This window comes from Lysinibacillus macroides, from assembly GCF_001281525.1.
Classification (GTDB): Bacteria; Bacillota; Bacilli; order Bacillales_A; family Planococcaceae; genus Lysinibacillus; species Lysinibacillus macroides.
Window position 1 is genome coordinate 393873 of record NZ_LGCI01000010.1, and the last position, 19268, is coordinate 413140.

The window sequence follows — 19268 nt, forward strand, 5'->3', positions numbered from 1 at the left end:
TGAAAATACCTCTGTTTCGTGCTTAAAATTATCTGTTATTTTGACGATTCGAGGTATTCGGAAGCTGGCGATTTTTCGACGCAAATGAAATTATTGTCTAACTGATAGAAGTAGAGAATAGCCACTAAAACATGGTAAACTAATGACTAGAAATGCAGTATAATAAAGGGTGAGCTAAATGGCAATTCGTTATCCAAACGGGAAATTGTATACCCCGAATCATTCTGCACAAAAAGCAGAGAAAAAAAGTAATAACAAAGATTTATCTTTTAGCAATCGCGGAAAGACGCTAGAAGATGAAATTAATGAAGCAAACGACTATTATATAAAAAGGCGGCTTGCAATCATTCATAAGAAACCTGTTCCTGTGCAAATCGTCAAAGTAGAGTACCCTTCACGTAGTGCTGCTGTTATTCGTGAGGCTTATTTCCGCACACCGTCTACAACCGACTATAATGGTGTTTGGAATGGGCATTATATTGATTTTGATGCAAAGGAAACTGCTTCCAAAACTAGTTTCCCTTTAAAAAATATTCATGAGCATCAAATGACACATATGCAGCAAGTGACGGAACAACATGGTGTGGCTTTTATTATCGTTCGCTTTTCAGCTCATGAACGATATTTTATTGTGCCATATGAAGTTTTACAAAAGGCCTGGCAAGCAATGGAAAATGGCAATCGTAAATCGATACCCTTGTCAACAATTGAACAAGAGGCATATGAAATTCCAACAAACTATTATCCACGTATCGATTATTTACCCATTATCCAACAACTAATCGACGCAAAATGCTACAGGTCTGAAAGTGAGGAGAAATAGAATGACTGAACGTCGTCGAACACGTGGAGAGCATCAAAAAGCTCTCGCTGAAAAAAATAAAAAGAACAAGAACAAAAAGAAACCTGCTTCCACCGCTAAAACTTGGTTTAAACGCATCTTCCTAACCCTATGTACCATTGTGGTGGTAGGTTTACTTGGAGGAGCTGGGTTATTTGCCTACTATGCTAGCACGGCACCAGAGCTTGATGAAGATTTATTGAAAGACCCTGTTTCTTCAGAGTTCTACGATAAAAACGGTGAGCTATTTGCAACAATCGGCGCTGAAAACCGTAAATATATAAAATATGAAGATATACCAGAAGATATGGTTAATGCGATTCTAGCAACGGAAGATGTACGCTTTTTCGAGCATCACGGGATGGATTTTTATCGTTTAGGCGGTGCCATCCTTGCCAACTTCCGTGATGGTTTCGGTGCACAAGGTGCATCTACGTTAACACAGCAAGTTGTTAAAAACTCATTTTTACAAAATGAGAAGAAATTAAAGCGTAAAGCACAGGAAGCATGGCTAGCCTTTCAATTAGAGCGTAAATATTCAAAAGAAGAAATTTTTGAAATGTACTTTAATAAAATGCTGATGTCTGGTCGTATTTATGGCTTTGGTACAGCAGCTCAATATTTCTATGGCAAAGAATTAAAAGATTTATCATTAGACGAAGAAGCATTATTAGCAGGATTAGTGCAACGACCGAATGCTTATAATCCATTAAAAAATCCTGAGCTGGCGAAAAAACGTCGTAATACGGTGCTAGGATTAATGCATCAACATGGCAAAATTTCTAAAGCTGAAATGGAAGAAGCACAGCAATTGGATGTGCAAGAAGGTCTTGCAGATGATACAACACGCCAATCATTTGCTGGCTCAAAATATGATGCCTTTCTTGATGTTGTGATTAATGAACTAGAAGAAAACGGCGATGGCACCGCTATGGCAGAGGGTATTAAGGTTTACACAACACTTGACCCAAATGCCCAAAAAATTGTAGAAAATACAATGAATGATGATAGCAATTTCCCAACAGAAGATATTCAGTCAGGTGTTGCTGTCATTGATACAAAAACAGGTGCCATTCAAGCGGTTGGTGGCGGTCGCCATTATGGGGCTATACGTGGCTGGAACTATGCCGAGGACTTAACAAATAATCAACCAGGTTCCACAATGAAGCCATTAATTGATTATGGTCCAGCCATTGAATATTTAAAATGGTCGACAGGTCAAACGCTGGTAGATGAACCAATTACTTACACAGGTACAAAACAGACGATCACTAACTGGGACGGTCGTTATATGGGGGCTATTACTGCTCGTAAAGCGCTTTATGCTTCACGTAACGTTCCTGCTGTCAAAACATTACAAGAGGTTGGAATTGAAAAAGCCAAGGAATTTGTAGGACGTTTAGGCATTAAAACAGATGATCTTTATGAATCGGATGCGATTGGTGGAGGTGCTATTACGATCTCCCCTATCCAAATGGCAGCTTCTTATGCAGCTTTCGGTAATAACGGGGTCTACACGGATCCACATTCGATTACAAAAATAGTCTATCGTGATGGCAAAACATCTAAAAACTACACACCTGAACCTAAAGTTGCGATGAGCGATTATACAGCTTATATGGTAACAGATATGCTGCGTGATGTAGTTGGTAATAAACCTGATGCATCGGGTACTGCTGCCAACGTACCTGGCTTAGATATTGCAGGTAAAACAGGTACAACCAACTACTCAGCAGAAGATTTTAGTAAATATAATTTACCAAATACAAGTGTGCCAGATTCATGGTTTGCTGGTTATACAACCAACTACTCCATTGCGATCTGGAGCGGCTATGAGAAACACTTCGATCCAATTACAACATGGGAAGAGCGTCGATTACCACAAAATTTATTTAAAACAATTATGCAAGAAATTTCAGCAAGCGTTGAAACAGCAAGCTTTAAAAAGCCAAGCACGGTTGTAGAGGCAACGATTGAAGTAGGCTCGAACCCTCTTCGTTTGGCGAGTGATTATACACCAAGTGAGTTACGTCAAACAGAACTATTTGTGCGTGGTAATGAGCCAACAGAGGTGTCTAGCGTCTACGAAGTACCATCATTATCAACACCTTACAATGTAACGGCTAGCTTAGACTTAGAGGGTCAGTCCATCAATATTTCTTGGGAGCATGATGCTATGCTTAATCCTGAAACAGATGAACCACTACCAACTTCATTTGAAATATCTGCTACTCGTGAAGGCGGAGGAAGTGTGGCCCTTGGTACAACAGATAGCAAAGGCTTAACGGTAAGCAATACGCTAGAAGAGGGTAATTACACCATCTCTGTTGTCGCTATTGTGGACGGTACGCGCAGTGAACCTGGCACAACCTCCTTCCAAATCGTCGGCACAACGGAGGAAGAACCAGATGTCGAAGAGCCAGAGGAAGTAGAGGAGCCAGATATTGAACTGCCAATAGACCCTGGTCAGGATGGCAGTGAAACCGATACAAATAATGGTGAAAATGGCGAGGGCAACAATAATAATAACAATAACAGTGGGGATATTAATGGTCCGATTGATCCTAATCAACAGCCGCCAACACCCCCTACTGAGCCGCTGAGCCCAACAGAAGAAGAACAAAGCACAGAATAATAAAAGCCGGAAAGCATATCCAAAAAATATGCTTTCCGGCTTTTTAAATTATCCGTCACTTTATGAATTCTATCCGTCAGCTACTCTTTTGTCGCTTGAATGCGTAAGCGTGCTGTGCGCTTTTTTGTCTCCTTAAATAGTTCATCTAGCTGACGATAACAAGCATATTGACCTGGCTTCGCTTTAATAAAGGCAAGCCGTTCAACCCCATTAATCGGTAATACCTCATCTCCTGCTGCTTGTACAAGCTGCTCAAACAGCCCGATGGCTTCTTCCATTAATGCTTTTGCTGTGCCGTCTCTAGCATCATGGGCTGCATGAATCGTTTCTTGCAAGGCTGTCCATTGGGCAAACCAAGCATCGACTTGATTCTTTGCTATTGCCGCGAAATTCACGCTTCCTTCACCAAGCCTTTCTTTAAACGCTTTTGTCCTTCACGACAATCATTTAGTAAAGGACAGACATGGCATCCAGGGTTTTGTGCCTTACAATGGTAACGGCCAAAGAAAATTAACTGATGATGCGTTTTGGACCATGCTACCATTGGTGTTTTTTTCATAATCGTTTCTTCCACCTCAAGCACGGAATCTTTCCAACGGCATAGCCCTAAACGCTTCGAGACACGCTCTACATGGGTATCGACTGCTAACGCTGGAATATCAAAGGCTACAGATAATACAACATTTGCTGTTTTACGCCCTACACCAGGTAATGTCACTAGCTCCTCTCTCGTTGCGGGAATTTCGCCATGGTATTCATCGAGCAAGCGTCTACATAAAGCCTGAATATTCTTCGCCTTATTGCGATAAAGACCAATAGAGCGAATATCCTGTTGCAATTCTTCCAATGGTACAGCTAAATAATCCTCAGGTGTTTTATATTTTTGAAATAGTGTTTTCGTTACTTTATTGACAAGCACATCTGTACATTGTGCCGACAATAATGTAGCAATCGTCAGCTCAAAGGCATTTTCATGCACAAGCTCACAATGTGCATTCGGGAACATTCGATCCATTTCCCCCAGGCAATGCTCCCACTGTTTTTTCGTTAACAAACTAGCTACCCCCTATTCTCTTTCTTCTAACCAGTTATAAAATGGTACTTTATTGGTTGATGGTGGTATCTCTTGCTGCGCTGTACGTGCTGGCGTTCTATTTAATGTTTGTTGCTTACGGAACTGCTCAGTTTGCTTTTGCGCAGCCTGAGGTGTTGTAATATTTTTCTTTTTCCACTCCAATAAAATGCGGTCAATATATCGAATGCTTAGCTTTTCTGCAAAGACCGCTTCCTTTAGTGCCTCCTTAATAAGCGCTGGACTATGCTTATCCTCATCAAGCCAAGAGCCTATTTTTTCAAGTTCTAAAGGAGATAACAGACGCCCCATTTCCTCTTCAAATAGTCGGAATAAATCTCCTTCCTCTTGTTGAAGTGTCACTGTAGATTTTTGCTGCTCTTTCATATCCATCATCTGCACAATTCGCTCCCATAGTGGATAAACTGCATATTTCTCATAGAGCCTACCACTGACATCCACATCGCGTATAATTTCGAGGAAGCCCTTTTGCATTAAACGCTGTAAACGTGAAGTAATATCATGATCAGACATTGTAAGACGATTTTTTAAATCACTTGGTGTTGGGAAATCATTCCCCTCCATATGAAAGGCTAATAAGTGCATGACAATTAACGCCTCTTCATCCTCCATATTTAACTCCTTATAAAACTGAAAAAAAAGTTGAGGAATCGAAATCATTCTCTGCTCAGTCCATGTACGGAGTCGATGATTATTTGCGTTCATAGTTCTCCAGACTCCTTCTTTAAGTAAGTAGAAAAGCCGCGTAGATTGTCCACTACGCGACTTTTAAATTGATTAGCTTATGGGTATAAGCGATTTAATAAACGTGGGAATGGAATTGTTTCACGGATATGCTCTGTACCTGAAATCCATGCCACTGTTCGCTCCAGTCCAAGGCCAAAGCCTGAATGTGGGACAGAACCCTGCTTGCGAAGCTCCAAATACCATGCATAAGCATCTAATGATAGGTGATGCTCTTCGAGACGTGATTTTAATAAATCATAGTCATGGATACGCTCAGAGCCACCAATAATTTCACCATAGCCCTCTGGTGCAATTAAATCAGCACATAATACAACATCATCACGATCTGGATGTGGTTGCATATAGAACGGTTTAATGCCTACTGGGTAGCAAGTAATAAATACTGGTTTATCAAATGTATTGGCAATCGCTGTTTCATGCGGCGCACCAAAATCATCGCCCCACTCAATATCGTCGAAACCTTGTTCATGTAAAAGCTTAATCGCATCATCATAAGAAATACGAGGGAACGGCGCTTTGATATTTTCAAGCGTCGATGTATCACGGCCAAGTCGCTCTAAATCTAATTGACAGTTTTTTAGCACAGACTGTACGATATGCTCGACATATTGCTCTTGTACTTCTAAATTTTCTTCAAATTCGACAAATGCCATTTCAGGCTCAATCATCCAAAACTCGATTAAATGGCGACGTGTTTTTGATTTTTCGGCACGGAATGTTGGGCCAAACGAAAATACTTTGCCTAATGCCATCGCAGCCGCTTCCATATAAAGCTGCCCTGATTGCGAAAGATAGGCATCTTCCTCAAAATATTTTGTATGGAATAGCTCAGATGTCCCTTCAGGTGCTGATCCTGTTAAAATTGGTGGATCCATTTTTGTAAAACCGTTGTTGTTGAAAAATTCGTATGTGGCACGAATAATTTCGTTACGGATTTTCATGATGGCATGTTGCTTACGAGAACGCAGCCATAAATGACGATTATCCATTAAAAATTCAGGACCATGCTCTTTTGGCGTAATCGGGAAATCTGTTGCTGCATGTAACACCTCAATGCCTGTAACAGCAAGCTCACAGCCAAAGCTTGAACGCTCGTCCGCTTTTACTTCGCCTGTAATATACATAGATGTTTCCTGCGTTATCCCTTTTGCTACTGCAAAAATATCCTCGCCTACTTCCTCTTTTACAACAACGCCCTGTACAAAGCCAGAGCCATCTCGTAGCTGTAAGAAAGCGATTTTGCCGCTTGAACGTTTATTCGCCAGCCAAGCACCAATTTTAACCGTTTCTCCGATATGCTGTGGCATATCTTTAATCATAATTTTCTTCATAGAAATCCTCCAAAGTCGATTAGAAGGATTAGTCTTGCCATTTTGATTTTACAAATGCATCAATACGACGGACTGCCTCTTCTAATAATTCTAAAGATGTAGCATAGGATAATCGCATTGTAGTTGGTGTGCCGAAACCAGAACCTGGAATCACTGCTACGTTTGCTTCTGTTAAAATATCCGCAGCAAATGCATCTACTGAATCATAGCCAGTATGCGCCATAGCTTCTGCTACGTCTGGTAATAAGTAGAATGCCCCCTGTGGCTTTAAGACACGGAAGCCAGGAATTGCACTTACCTGTGGATAAATTTTCTCGAGACGGGATTCAAATGCCTGACGCATTTCTTCTACGGCGTCTTGTGAACCATTGTACGCCTCCACAGTTGCATATTGGGCTGTTGTTGTCGCATTAGATGTAGAGTGCGATGCTAGGTCAGTCATTGCTTTAATAATAGCAGCATCTCCTGCTGCATAGCCAATACGCCAGCCTGTCATAGAGTGAGATTTTGCCACACCGTTTACAACGATTGTACGTGCTTTCACTGCATCAGAAAGCTGTGCAATTGAAAAATGCTCAATACCATTGTATACAAGCTTCTCATAAATTTCATCTGACACGATTAAAATATCTTTTTCTTGTGCAACAGCAGCGAGTTCTGCTAGCTCCTCACGAGAATAAATCATGCCTGATGGATTGCTAGGGGAATTAATAATCACGGCCTTTGTTTTCTCTGTAATAGCCGCACGTAGCTGGTCGGCTGTAATTTTATAGTCCTGCTCACGTGATCCCTCTACATATACAGGTACACCACCTGCTAGCTTTACTTGCTCAGGATAAGAGACCCAGTAAGGAATTGGAATAATGACTTCATCACCATCATTTAAAATAACTTGGAATAGTGTGTATAGAATATGCTTTGCCCCTACACCAACGATCACTTCATTTGGTTGATAGGCAAGGCTATTATCACGTTGAAGCTTATCAATAATGGCTTGTTTTAAAACTGGAAGCCCGCCTGCAGGTGTATATTTTGTATAACCCTTTTCCATTGATTCAGTGGCTGCATGTAAAATATTTTGAGGTGTATTAAAGTCTGGTTCACCAGCGCCTAGACCGATTACGTCAATACCTTGCTCTTTCAATGCTTTTGCTTTTGCAGTAATGGCTAATGTTGAAGATGGTGTTAAAGTTTTTACTCGGTTTGCTAATACATTTTTCATTCGAAATCTACTCCTCTTATAAATTCGTTATACGTTTCCACCAATCGCCATCCTTAAACAGAATATAGACATAGTTGAGCTGATCATGACTATTTAGATAGGTAATTTCCCAAACTGGACCAGGCTCCTCATAGCCTAATTTCATGTGGAGGACTTTTTGTACATTTCCTTCATTTTTAAAAACCGCTAATGCTTGCTTCTCCGTAATGCCATCTTCTAATAACACTTCCTGAATAGAATCCTCATCCAGATTCGTTGGGACAAAGACAGCTTTTTTATCACCATGTTCGTCTACCCCGAACACAGTAACATACGAATGTTTACCATTATATGTGTAGGACTCCGATACAACTGCGAGAGCTTTGGCCTCAAGTGCCAGCTGTTTCGCCTGCTCTTCAATTGAACGAAATGGAGCCTCGGCTTTCCAGATTACTAAAACGCTAATGACCAGTGACAACGAAACAATAAAGACAGAAATGAAAATCAACCAGTTTTTCATACAATCACCTTATGTCTCCGGTCAAGCTGATTTTGCATAACATATAGTCGCTGTTTGAGTGTATGCATAGCTGCGGTACCATTCATTTTGCTTTTCATTTTGTCAACCTGCTTTCTTTCCTCATACCACAATATTATACAACAATTTTGTATAGTCGTGTTTCTTAATTTCATAGAATATCGACGATTGAATTAGCTATACGTTTATAGAAGCTCTTCTATTACATAGTTTGCACGACCATTTTCTTTCGCTTGATATAAACAGTGATCTGCCTGCTTAAATAAATCCTTATAATGATAATTTTTTTGATTGTTAACACAGACCCCCATACTTACCTTTAATGGATAGGACTGCTGTGCCTCCTTTACTGTTAATGACAGTAAATAGCCATGTATATTTTGCACAAGTGTTTTGATATAGTCCTTTTGAGCATGCTTTAAACAAACAATAAACTCATCCCCACCATAGCGAATAATTCTCACATCTTCCTCACATAAAAATGTTTTTAGACCATCTGCCACAAGCTGCAAAGCCATATCTCCAAACAAATGACCGTGTCTATCATTAAACTTTTTAAAGTAATCAATATCCAAAACGATCATACCTACATAGAACTGTATTGTTTTAGCTCGATTTAACCATTGCTGTAGGTGATAATCTAAAAAATAACGATTGAACACACCTGTTAATGGATCATAATATGCCCTTTTCTCCAGCTTCTCTTTTTGACGTTTAAATTCTAAATTCATCACTTGCTGTAGTAAATGATCGACATTCATTTTTTCGGTAAGCTCAATATAGTTCCGTTGTACATCAAAAATTTCATCTCGCCAATTTAATTGATACAAAACATCTAACAGTAGACGCATTACCTTTTTGATAAGTTGCTTATCTCCATAAGATTGGGCAAGGGCGATGGCTTGTTTATAATAGCCTATTGCCTCCTCCAGCCTATGCTGCTTTTCATATAAAAAACCATAACCAAATAAAGCCGCTACTTTTTCACGTTTATGATTGTGAATAATATTGGAGGTTAATGTGTGATCTAACAACGTCTGGCCTGTGTTAAAATCTCCCTCTAAAATATAAACATCGGCTAAATTATTATTAATCCGAATATCTTGTAATGTGGCTAAATCAGGCAGTATATTCGATAACTGCTCATTATACGCTCTTGCTTGCAATCCCGCTTGAAGTGCCTCCTTTAAACAGCCCTTCTCTACCTCCAAATAGCATAAATTATTATGACATCTTACAAGCATCACTAGATCCTGTAATTCCTGTGCATAGACAATGGATTTTTTTGTCATTTCCACTGTTTTTTCTCTTATACCCACTAAATCATAGATTAATGACATGACTAAATAGTAATGCATAAAATTTTTACTAGAGCCATGTTTTTGACAAATTGCTCCATATTCATGCATAAGGCTCACCATTGTCGATGTATCTCCTAACGAATGATAAATTAATATTTTTTGATAATATAAATCTAGCATATATGGATAATTTTTTCTTTCTACTGCCACTAAAAGTCCTTGGTCTGCTAATTTTAGTGCTTTTGGTAAATATCCCTGTGTGCGCATTTCCATAATTGTTTTAGTTAATTCCTCTAATGTTAATTCCACCATCTCACCACATCTCTAAACCCCTATATCATTTAATTATTAAGTATATTGCTAGCCTATCCGACTTTTTCACAATATCCCATCTATTACCTATAACTTTTGTTACAGGTCTATATTCTTATATCGGTTTATCTATTAGCTAAATGATCTCTTTTCAATAAAAATTTCGCAATTGCTCAAATTTTTAAGACTTTCTCCATTTTTGTCCCCGTTATCTATTGCATTTACCCATATGATGGGTTAATTAGCTACTTTAAGTAAGGATGTGTTATGTTGAGTACACCCATTAACCCTGCTGATCCAGCAACAATTCCTAAATTTGTGGATGAATTACCTAAGCCTGTTGTCGCTAAGCCAAAAAGGTCTAATTATTATGAACTGGTAATGATGGAGAGTGAGCATCGTTTTCATAAGCATTTTCCATTATCCGTTATTTGGGGCTACAATGGCCTTTATCCAGGGCCAACTATTGAAGCCGCGAAGGACCAAACCACTTATGTAAAATATAAAAATCAACTCCCTTTACACCACTTCTTACCAGTCGATTTTTCGTTGCATGCTGCTAATGATTCACAAGAAGTAAGAACGGTCACGCATTTACATGGCGCTAAGGTGGATTGGGAAAGCGATGGGCATCCAGAGGCTTGGTATACGAGAGATTATCGGCACACTGGACCAAAATTCAACAAGGAAATACATGAGTATACCAATCACCAACCTGCCACTACCATGTGGTATCACGACCATGCAATGGCATTAACTCGTTTAAATGTATATGCAGGCTTGGCTGGCTTTTATCTATTAAGAGACGCGCTTGAGGAACGCTCCCATTTACCCTGCGGCGACTACGAATATCCCATACTCATTCAGGATAAATCTTTTCATGAAGATGGCTCCTTATTTTATCCTGATGAACCACCCTTCCCTGTAGATGTTCATCCATCCATTACGCCTGGATTTGTTGGCAATACCATTGTTGTCAATGGCAAGCTCTGGCCCTATCTAAACGTAGAGCCACGTAAGTATAGATTTCGTTTTCTCAATGGCTCCAATCGCCGAGGCTATATTCTTAACCTTTCAAATGGTCAGCCAATGATTCAAATTGGTACAGATGGTGGTTTTTTAGCTGCACCTCAAGAAATTCAGGCTGTGGAGCTATTGCCTGCTGAACGCACTGATATAATTATTGATTTTTCAAATTGCGAGGGGCAGGACATTACCTTACTCAATACAGATACAGATTTTATGGATGAACATACAAATGTCATTATGCAGTTTAGAGTCATCGTGCCTTTAAAAGGCGAAGATACCAGTGAAATTCCAGAGAGACTAGCGGTTACGATGGATTTGCACCCATATCATGCCCATATCGAAAGACAGCTACCATTAACCGCAACAACCGATGAATTTGGGCGGCCCATGCTGTTATTGGATAATCGCATGTACCATGATCCTGTCACGGAAAAACCAGCCTTAGACAGTATTGAAATATGGAGTTTTATCAATGCCACACCGTTTATCCATCCGATGCATATACATCTTGTACAATTTAAAATTTTAGAACGAAGACCCTTTGATGTAGAACTCTATGAAAATGAAGGAAAGCTGGTATTTACAGGACCACCAGAAGGACCACGTGACTATGAGCGTGGCTGGAAAGATACGGTTAAAGCCGATGCTGGTAAGGTTACAAAAATTATTATGCATTGGAAGGATCATAGCGGTCATTATATGTGGCACTGCCATTTCCTAGAGCATGAAGACCATGATATGATGCGCCCTATTCTTGTAATAAAGGATGTTCATGCCGTTCAACAGCCACATGCAACAAGCACACAGCAGCCAGCTCAACAAGAAGCTGTTGCCCATAAGCCGCCCGTTAAAGAAGAAGTGATACAGGATTCTAGCGTTATGCATACCGGCAATAATGCACTGAATATCCCTCCACTTCTTCTACCATCACAGCCCTCTTCTCCTAAAGCAACAAGAATAGACGTTTTAAATAATAAAAAAAGCTATTGAGATGTAAAATGTACCCTTTGTAAAGGACATTTTGAAAAAAAAGCAAGGTTACTTGTTGAAGCTGCTGTCTGTATTTTGCAGGCGGCAGCTTCTTCAAATTCCATTGCCCACAATAATGATTGTAGTACATCATATAACTCTTAATTTCTCGTTTTACGTCTTCTAGTGTTTCGCAATCTTTGATAGTGGTTTCATCTTTTAAATGCCTAAAGAATGATTCTTGTGGCGCATTATCCCAACAGTTTCCTCGACGTGACATGGACTGTCCTAATCCCATTTTCTTCACGAATGCTTGTTAAGTTGGACTTGTATAATGGAATCTTTGATCTGAATGGATAAAGGCATTTGCTGCTAAATGTTTATATTTTTTTCATTTCTTCAGCGTATTGAGCGCGATATCCAATGACAATGAATCGGACACTTCATACGCTAGAATTTCGTTCGTTTCGGCATCTTTAAAAGAACTTGGCAATAAAGTTTTCGTTTCTCGCCAAATTCATTTAAAAATATAGATTAGAAAATATATTGATTACCACTAGCGTCGCATAAACAAAGTCTGAATTTTCAGTTTTGGTTTTTCCCGATTTTAATGAAAAATCGAAAACACTAAAACCGAGGTAGTAAACATCCATTTTTTTACTATAACCTTTGACGAGTGCAACAGAGACTAGAAAGCTTTATGGGACGCTATTTTCTTGGATTTTGCGTAACCAAATGTGTGCGGATTTCCATAAAGCAGCTTTTAAATACCGACTAATTTGTAAGTAGGTTCGCTTACTTTTCGTGTTCAACTGGGCCAGTACATTCAAACAGTATACAATCATCGCGATGTAAACTTGGTTATGCACAGCTTGCTCGCTCTGCCCGTAAAACTTTTTGATATTCAAATGTTGTTTCATCCATTTGAAAAACAATTCGATTGCCCAGCGTGATTTGTATAGTTCAGCGATTTCATCTGCACTTAAATCAAATCGATTCGTGAGTAATTGTAACTCGTTTCCTTTTGTATCCAGTACTTTTATCAAACGAAACACATTCTCAGGTCGATTTTGCGTCGTTCCGATGACGACCATTTCATCGGATAAAACCGGTGAATTTTCCGCTAACTCAAATGGTTCAATCAGGCGTATAACCGCATTTTTTCTCAAACGAGAGACGAAGAAGTAGCCTTCATCTGTCATGCGATCGAACCGTTCATAATCCAAATAGCCACGGTCAAACACATACATGCATTCTTTGTCATCAACGAGTACTTCAAGCTGACCGCGATCATGTTCAACCGCGTTTGTAAGCACCGCTTTGTCTGGATAGGAACAACCTTTTTCCATAAAGACAAGGCGCAAATGAAGTTTGATTCCAGATTTGGTTTTACGAAATTTTGCCCATCTATGATTATTCAGGTTCAATGGTAAAGTGCTTGAATCAATGATTTTCGGTGGAGTCGTCATTTTTCGTCTATTTTGAAAATCTGTCTTTTCATGAATTTGTGCAACTAAGTCTAGAAAAATCGTTTGAAAAAACTCAGTCGGAATTTGATTCAGTCGTCTACCTAATTGAGAGAAACTGATCGAATTGAGGTTCGTTGCGTTCTGCAATTCTTCCGAAAAGACACAATCACTTAATGCCCGCAAACTCTCCGTTTCGTGGAGTTGTGCAAATAGTAATAATCTCATAAATGAAGCCATATGAAGCTTCTTTGTATAGTAATTTAATCGGGAGGCTTTCACCAGTTCTTCAACTAAGTCAGTCGAAATAGGTGAAAACCATTGTTCAAATGATGTTTTTCGTGTAAACTTATCCATGCGATGTCCTTTATTTTGGATTTGGATAGGTACCTACCACCAAACCATTATAAAGGCTTTTTTTATGCGATTGATAAGTTACAGAAAATTCTAATTATAATAGTAGGCTTAATTATTTTAATGCGACGCTAGTGATTGATTACATTTAATCAATCTTCGACAACCAATGGCTATTTATAGTAAATCAATCCTTTGTTTTACCATCTATTTGTGATACAGTTCGCCCTAGTTAATATAAAACTATTTATAATATAGTTAATAAATAGACCTTAAATGAATACAGCCGCATTTCTTAAAGAAACGCGCCCGATTGTTGAATATCATAGTTTAAATCTTATTCAAGTTAAGCATCAGTTACTTTAAGTACATTCCTTCCCAATCTAACATATAAAATTACATAATCTGAGCATAGATAATAATATCGTTTAATTTCGAAAGGAGAATAGATCATAATCTCCCCATATACTACTTTATGCTTTCCTGTAATTTTGGCACTAACGATTTATAATTTATCCAAAAATCTTGTATTGATACAGTTAAAAAATAAGGGATACTCACAGATTTCCCTATTACATATTCATCAAAAATCAAAGTAATATGTAGATATTTTTGAGGCTTTCTTCCGCTTTGTTTAAGTCCATTAGATAAATCATTGTATAAGTTTTGTGCCTTATCGCCAACAGAGCGTTCCACTGAAAATTGCCCTGCTAAGCTTCTCCACCATACTGAAAATGCTTTATAAATCTCGTTGAAATGCTTTGACGTATCACGCTCAAACAACGTTTCATAAAACAACCGCTTTTCATTGTAAAATATCTCCACATCATTACTCTCTTTTTCACATAATCTTACTAGAAGTTCATTCCATAAATCTTGGAATTTTTCTTCAAATGTTTCTATAAAAGGTGATGCACTTTGCATAAAAGGATATTTCAAATTGTCATCGTCCAACTTTTCATTTAAGTAAAGATTTTGAAGGTAAATCATAAAATTTAATACATACGTTGCATCTAATTGAATAAGCAATGACTTCTCCATAATCGTCCCCCCTCTATAAATATTAATATATTAACGGATTAGAATGTGTTCCTATCCTTAATAACAAGTATTTCAAATCCCTACATTTTTTACAACCACTTTATTCCACAATCTGACCTATTTGTTGAATATCATAGTGGCTATTTTAAATTTTTTAACAAAAGCAGAAGTATGAAAAGAAGATTTTTACAAAGTGTATACTTGTTATGCAAACTATTGATAACAACATGTTATAGGTTGTTAGAATTTAAAATATAGGAAAGTGGGATTTTATGATTATTGGTTATGCACGTTTGAGTTTGAAAGAATAAAATTTAGAGAGACAAATTAAAGAATTAAATGATTTCGGTTGTAAACGAATTTTTACAGAAAAAGAATCAGCAAAAAATTTCGAGCGTCCAGTTTATCAGGACGTAAAAGAAAAGCTGCGATTTGGTGATTTATTTATTGTTCAAGATTTACCTCGATTCGGACGTAATAAAGAAGAGATAAAAAAGGAATGGGAATAGTTTATAGAAAATGAGAAAGATATTGCAGTAATAAACATGCCTATTTTGAATACAAGAAATTATTCAAATTTAGAAGATATAATGAAACTTGTGAATGACATTGTTCTTAATCTATTCTATTATCTTGGATGGTTGAAGAAGAACGAAAGCGTATACGACAAGCACAAACAGAAGGGATACGTATTGCAAGAGCTAATGGTAAATATAAAGACAGACCGATTAAATATAGTCCTAATGCAAAAGGGGCTTATAAAGTTATTTACGATCACCTCTGTTGATTAACTAATTTTTACCACCAAAAACTAATAAAAAAGAGAGATTCCATGTAAAATGTAAGTTACCACACCAACATTTACAAGGAGGAATCTCTCATGGTTAAGAATACCGCGATTTTCACACTACTTCAAAACTTTATTTCACAGGAAGAAATCAATGGGATTCTAGCTGAGTTTCAGTTTAAAGATACGGCGCGTAAATGTGATGTACCAACACTTTTAAACTACTTGGTTGGCGCTGCTATATTCGAATGGAAAAGCTTGCGTTACGCTTCAGATGTGGCGACGGAGAAAGGCTTGAAATCAGTAGACTATTCTACGCTGTCCAAACGTTTAGGCGAACTAAATTATCTGATTGTTGAACGAATTATCGGCCGATTAAATCGATCAACGAGACGTTCACTTAAGCTTGAAAAAGAACTACTGGCAATTGATTCAACAACGATGACGGTCGGAAAAAATCGTTTACCATGGGCGCTGTATCATGGCGAACGTTCAGGTATTAAATTGCACGTCAGCTTTACAAATAACACAGGGATGCCTCTTCAAATCGTTGAAACAACAGGTTTGAAACACGATGGTCCTGTCGGTGTTGAACTCGAAAATAAGCGATTTATTTTAGTAGCGGATCGGGCCTATTTTTCAATGGATAAAGTCGATCGGTATGTGAAAACAAAGCAAGGTTTTGTCATCCGTTTAAAGGGTAATATCCAGTTAAACCGCAAAAAATCGTTAAAAAGGGCTACTGTTGAAGGGTCCAATATCGTTGCTGATTTCACATGTACACTTGGCTCGGCGCAAAAACAAACAAAGGAACGTCACCGTGTTATTGAGTTTACGGATTATGAAGGCGCCATTGTACGGGTTGTCACGAATCTTCGTGAGGGAATGGCGGAAGAAATCGCTGGCATGTATAAAGAACGTTGGGCAATTGAATCCTTTTTTCGCTGGATTAAACAGAATTTAAATGTGCCTGTGTTATTTGGTACGACGAAAAATGCGGTATTTAATCAGCTATTTGCGGCTTTAATTGCCTATGTATTATTAAAGTTTTTGCATACAGAAGGACACAAGAAAAATAACTGTAAACGCCTATCTTTCGCTGGTTTTACACGCCAGCTTCTTTGCGCTACTCTGTCAATTGAATGGCGTATTGGCATCAAAGAAATACTCGCATTTCATGGGGAACTGACGCAAATAAATACTGGTTGATTTTGGTTAATCAACACGTGTGATTTACGATCAAATAATTGAAAGACTAGATAAAAATGAATCTGTACAAGATATTAGTCGTTATACTGGCGTTTCAATGGCAACTATCTATAAAATGAAAAAGAAAAAACAAACTATTTAATAATATAGCTTGTTATCTTTTATATTCTATTCTATTTACACGTTGGATTTATTGGTATATAATAACTAATATGTTATATATATCTAATTAAAGGGGCATTGGCAAGTATTTTTAGTTTTTCACCTCTTAGTTCAAGTTAAAAATATTCTTTATAAGTATTAAAATTCAATTTAAGGGATGGTTAAAAGTGAGGAAATATTTTAAAGTTTTGTTAGCATTTAGTGTTATTTTTATTATAGGGATTTTCAATTTTAATATAGGCTATGCTCAAGCAGAAGAACAAATTTCAGACAATATAGACAATACTTTTGAAATGTATGAATTAAAGAACACTGAAGAAGACAACAATATCATAACACCGTTTGCTACTTTTTGGGGTAACAGTGGAACAGCGGAAATTAATTATATGCCGACTGCAAGAGCCTTCGCTTGGTCTTTAAATATACCCGGTACATCAGGAAAATTTTTATCTTTTACTTGTAGAGCTGATATTTATACTCAGTCTACTGGTGCTTTTAAAGGGTCAATGTATTTTTCAGGAGGGGGGACTGGTTTTAGCATATCTGGTCTTGCTGATATAAATGGCGTTTCTTTGACAAAAGGTGTTAGTTACCTTGCAAGATTTACAGGAGAAGCAGTAGAATCCCCTTCTTTAAAAGTACACTATCTAAGTCCTTTAGCATATAGCAACGGAGTAGCTTTTATGTACTAGTAATAACTTCTGCTTGAACTATAAATAATAATATTATAATCTTTGAAGAGTGAACTGATCCCTATCAAGTAGACAGTGGAAATAATAAAAATGCTTTAAGCGGCTTGAGACCTGTATTCTAGGGGACTCAAGCCGTTTAATGTTTCTTAGTAACGTTCATTATGGTAGAACTCTATGTATTTATCAATGGCGTCCTTTAACGATTCATATGACTCATATTTATGTAAATAATACTTCTCTACTTTTAACGTTCCCCAAAATGCTTCAATCGGTCCATTATCGATACAGCGACCTACTCTCGACATACGATGTGTTATGTATGCTTTTTCCAGGATTCGCTTAAATTTTTTAGATGTATATTGATAACCACGATCGCTATGTAAAAGCGGGAATTCATCCTCTTTTAATGCTCGAATAGCCGATCTTACTGTCTTAAAGACAAGGTCGTTATTATTGGATTGCCCTAATACATAACTTACAATAGATTTATCGTACAGATCGATAATGGCACTTAAATAGACCTTTTTCACGTTCCCATACTTAAATTCTGTAACGTCTGTACACCGTTTTTGATTCGGTTTTTCCGCTGTGAATTCGCGTTGTAAAATATTCCCTTCTACATAATCCGACTTTACCTTACGATAACGCTTTGGTCTACATCGAATAACCGCCTCCAAACCACAAATTTGCATTAGGCGATAAATTCGTTTCTTATTCACTTTCTTCAAGCCTCCTTTTTCATGCTGGCGATTAATCGTCATGGCGATACCCGTAGATGCCACCCACTTGCGTATATAAATGTTGAATGGATACCGTTAGTTGTTGGTTTTCGACTTCACGTGCTCCTGGCTGACGTTTAAGCCATTTATAGTAAGATGCATGTGATACATCTGCAATTTCACACAATAATACAATCGAGAAATTCTTCTTCTCCGCTAATTCTTGAATCGTGATATAGCGGCTCTGAATTCGAATCTTACTTAACGACGCCTCCTTTCGAGTTCCCCTAACTTTTTTAATAGTAAATTCTCTGCACATAATCGTTCATTTTCGCGCTCCATCTGTTGAATTTTTAAGCGCAGTTCGTCCTCGGGTTTCCGTTCTTCTACGGTTGTTTTTCTTCCTTTAGTCATCCTTTTACTCAATCCTTTTCCTGAATCGTTTAATTCACTATGACTAGCATAGATTTTCAACCACTTTTTGAACACTGATAAACTACTAATCCCATATTTAGCTAGGATATCGAATATTTCTATGTTAAATAATCTTCCACAGCACGCTGCTTCAATTCTTCTGAGTACACCTTATTTTTCTTAGGGCGTACTAAAGCTTCTACTTCACCGTATTTATAAAGAGCACGCCATATTTGTAGGGTTATCATATTAACAGAAATAATCCTACAGATTTCTTGACGTGTATGACGACATTCCTCTAAATATTAAAGTGCTAAGATTTTAACATCTGGTGAAAATGATTTTTTAGGTATAAAAAACTCCCCATTTAATAAACAGATTTTAATTTTCAATCTGTCTACCTAATAGGAAGCATATCAATGATCAC

16 protein-coding genes and 2 pseudogenes are annotated in these 19268 nt (G+C 37.8%); 7 read left to right on the forward strand and 11 right to left on the reverse strand.

Features of this window, described 5'->3' with window-relative positions; genetic code table 11:
- Positions 1-178 precede the first annotated feature (178 nt).
- Both recU and ADM90_RS16765 read left to right on the forward strand, forming a co-directional pair.
- Complete coding sequence (gene recU, locus ADM90_RS16760) at positions 179-823, forward strand: Holliday junction resolvase RecU (RefSeq protein ID WP_053996074.1); 645 nt, start codon at positions 179-181, stop codon at positions 821-823.
- Between the two features lies 1 nt (position 824).
- The gene (locus ADM90_RS16765; protein ID WP_053996075.1) at positions 825-3476 is read left to right on the forward strand and encodes a penicillin-binding protein 1A; all 2652 of its coding nucleotides are present in this window, start codon (positions 825-827) and stop codon (positions 3474-3476) included.
- Positions 3477-3556: 80 nt separating this feature from the next.
- Here the strand turns inward: ADM90_RS16765 and ADM90_RS16770 are convergent, their stop codons facing one another.
- The 7 genes from ADM90_RS16770 to ADM90_RS16800 form a co-directional block, all read right to left on the reverse strand.
- Entirely contained in the window at positions 3557-3871 is a 315-nt protein-coding gene (locus tag ADM90_RS16770; RefSeq protein ID WP_053996076.1) for a YpoC family protein, read from the reverse strand.
- Positions 3868-4530 carry an endonuclease III gene (gene nth / locus ADM90_RS16775; protein WP_053996077.1) on the reverse strand — a complete coding sequence of 221 codons (663 nt, stop codon included), beginning with the start codon at positions 4528-4530 and terminating at the stop codon, positions 3868-3870. The genes ADM90_RS16770 and nth overlap by 4 nt, the downstream gene beginning before the upstream one ends.
- A 12-nt stretch (positions 4531-4542) precedes the next feature.
- Positions 4543-5274 carry a DnaD domain-containing protein gene (locus ADM90_RS16780; protein WP_053996078.1) on the reverse strand — a complete coding sequence of 244 codons (732 nt, stop codon included), beginning with the start codon at positions 5272-5274 and terminating at the stop codon, positions 4543-4545.
- A 77-nt stretch (positions 5275-5351) separates the two neighbouring features.
- Entirely contained in the window at positions 5352-6647 is a 1296-nt protein-coding gene (gene asnS / locus ADM90_RS16785) for an asparagine--tRNA ligase (protein ID WP_053996079.1), read from the reverse strand.
- Positions 6648-6675: 28 nt separating this feature from the next.
- Positions 6676-7869, reverse strand: coding sequence for a pyridoxal phosphate-dependent aminotransferase (locus ADM90_RS16790; RefSeq protein ID WP_053996080.1), 1194 nt, complete (start codon positions 7867-7869; stop codon positions 6676-6678).
- Positions 7870-7885: 16 nt separating this feature from the next.
- Complete coding sequence (locus ADM90_RS16795; RefSeq protein WP_053996081.1) at positions 7886-8368, reverse strand: cell wall elongation regulator TseB-like domain-containing protein; 483 nt, start codon at positions 8366-8368, stop codon at positions 7886-7888.
- Between the two features lie 203 nt (positions 8369-8571).
- Positions 8572-9999 carry a tetratricopeptide repeat-containing diguanylate cyclase gene (locus ADM90_RS16800; protein ID WP_235473639.1) on the reverse strand — a complete coding sequence of 476 codons (1428 nt, stop codon included), beginning with the start codon at positions 9997-9999 and terminating at the stop codon, positions 8572-8574.
- 270 nt (positions 10000-10269) lie between these two features.
- Between ADM90_RS16800 and ADM90_RS16805 the strand changes: the two genes are divergently transcribed.
- Positions 10270-12018: a multicopper oxidase family protein gene (locus ADM90_RS16805; RefSeq protein ID WP_412176995.1), complete on the forward strand. Its 1749-nt coding sequence runs from the start codon at positions 10270-10272 to the stop codon at positions 12016-12018.
- Positions 12019-12076: 58 nt separating this feature from the next.
- On the opposite strand, the pseudogene ADM90_RS24330 reads toward ADM90_RS16805, so the two are convergent.
- From ADM90_RS24330 to ADM90_RS16815, 3 genes and pseudogenes are all read right to left on the reverse strand, one after another.
- Positions 12077-12484, reverse strand: a pseudogene (locus tag ADM90_RS24330) (IS3 family transposase); the annotation flags it as partial.
- A 211-nt stretch (positions 12485-12695) separates the two neighbouring features.
- Positions 12696-13820: an IS4 family transposase gene (locus ADM90_RS16810; RefSeq protein ID WP_053994015.1), complete on the reverse strand. Its 1125-nt coding sequence runs from the start codon at positions 13818-13820 to the stop codon at positions 12696-12698.
- Between the two features lie 465 nt (positions 13821-14285).
- The gene (locus ADM90_RS16815) at positions 14286-14858 is read right to left on the reverse strand and encodes a hypothetical protein (RefSeq protein ID WP_053996083.1); all 573 of its coding nucleotides are present in this window, start codon (positions 14856-14858) and stop codon (positions 14286-14288) included.
- A 326-nt stretch (positions 14859-15184) separates the two neighbouring features.
- Between ADM90_RS16815 and ADM90_RS25580 the strand changes: the two genes are divergently transcribed.
- The 4 genes from ADM90_RS25580 (at position 15185) to ADM90_RS16830 (ending at position 17708) form a co-directional block, all read left to right on the forward strand.
- Positions 15185-15367: a recombinase family protein gene (locus tag ADM90_RS25580; RefSeq protein WP_083448634.1), complete on the forward strand. Its 183-nt coding sequence runs from the start codon at positions 15185-15187 to the stop codon at positions 15365-15367.
- Positions 15368-15738: 371 nt separating this feature from the next.
- Positions 15739-16854, forward strand: a complete 1116-nt coding sequence (locus tag ADM90_RS16825; RefSeq protein ID WP_053996085.1) for an IS4 family transposase — start codon at positions 15739-15741, stop codon at positions 16852-16854.
- 19 nt (positions 16855-16873) lie between these two features.
- Positions 16874-16996 carry a helix-turn-helix domain-containing protein gene (locus tag ADM90_RS25585; protein ID WP_083448593.1) on the forward strand — a complete coding sequence of 41 codons (123 nt, stop codon included), beginning with the start codon at positions 16874-16876 and terminating at the stop codon, positions 16994-16996.
- 187 nt (positions 16997-17183) lie between these two features.
- Positions 17184-17708: a hypothetical protein gene (locus tag ADM90_RS16830; protein WP_053996086.1), complete on the forward strand. Its 525-nt coding sequence runs from the start codon at positions 17184-17186 to the stop codon at positions 17706-17708.
- A gap of 146 nt (positions 17709-17854) precedes the next feature.
- Here the strand turns inward: ADM90_RS16830 and ADM90_RS23985 are convergent.
- Positions 17855-19143, reverse strand: a pseudogene (locus tag ADM90_RS23985) (IS3 family transposase); the annotation flags it as partial.
- Positions 19144-19268: the final 125 nt, after the last annotated feature.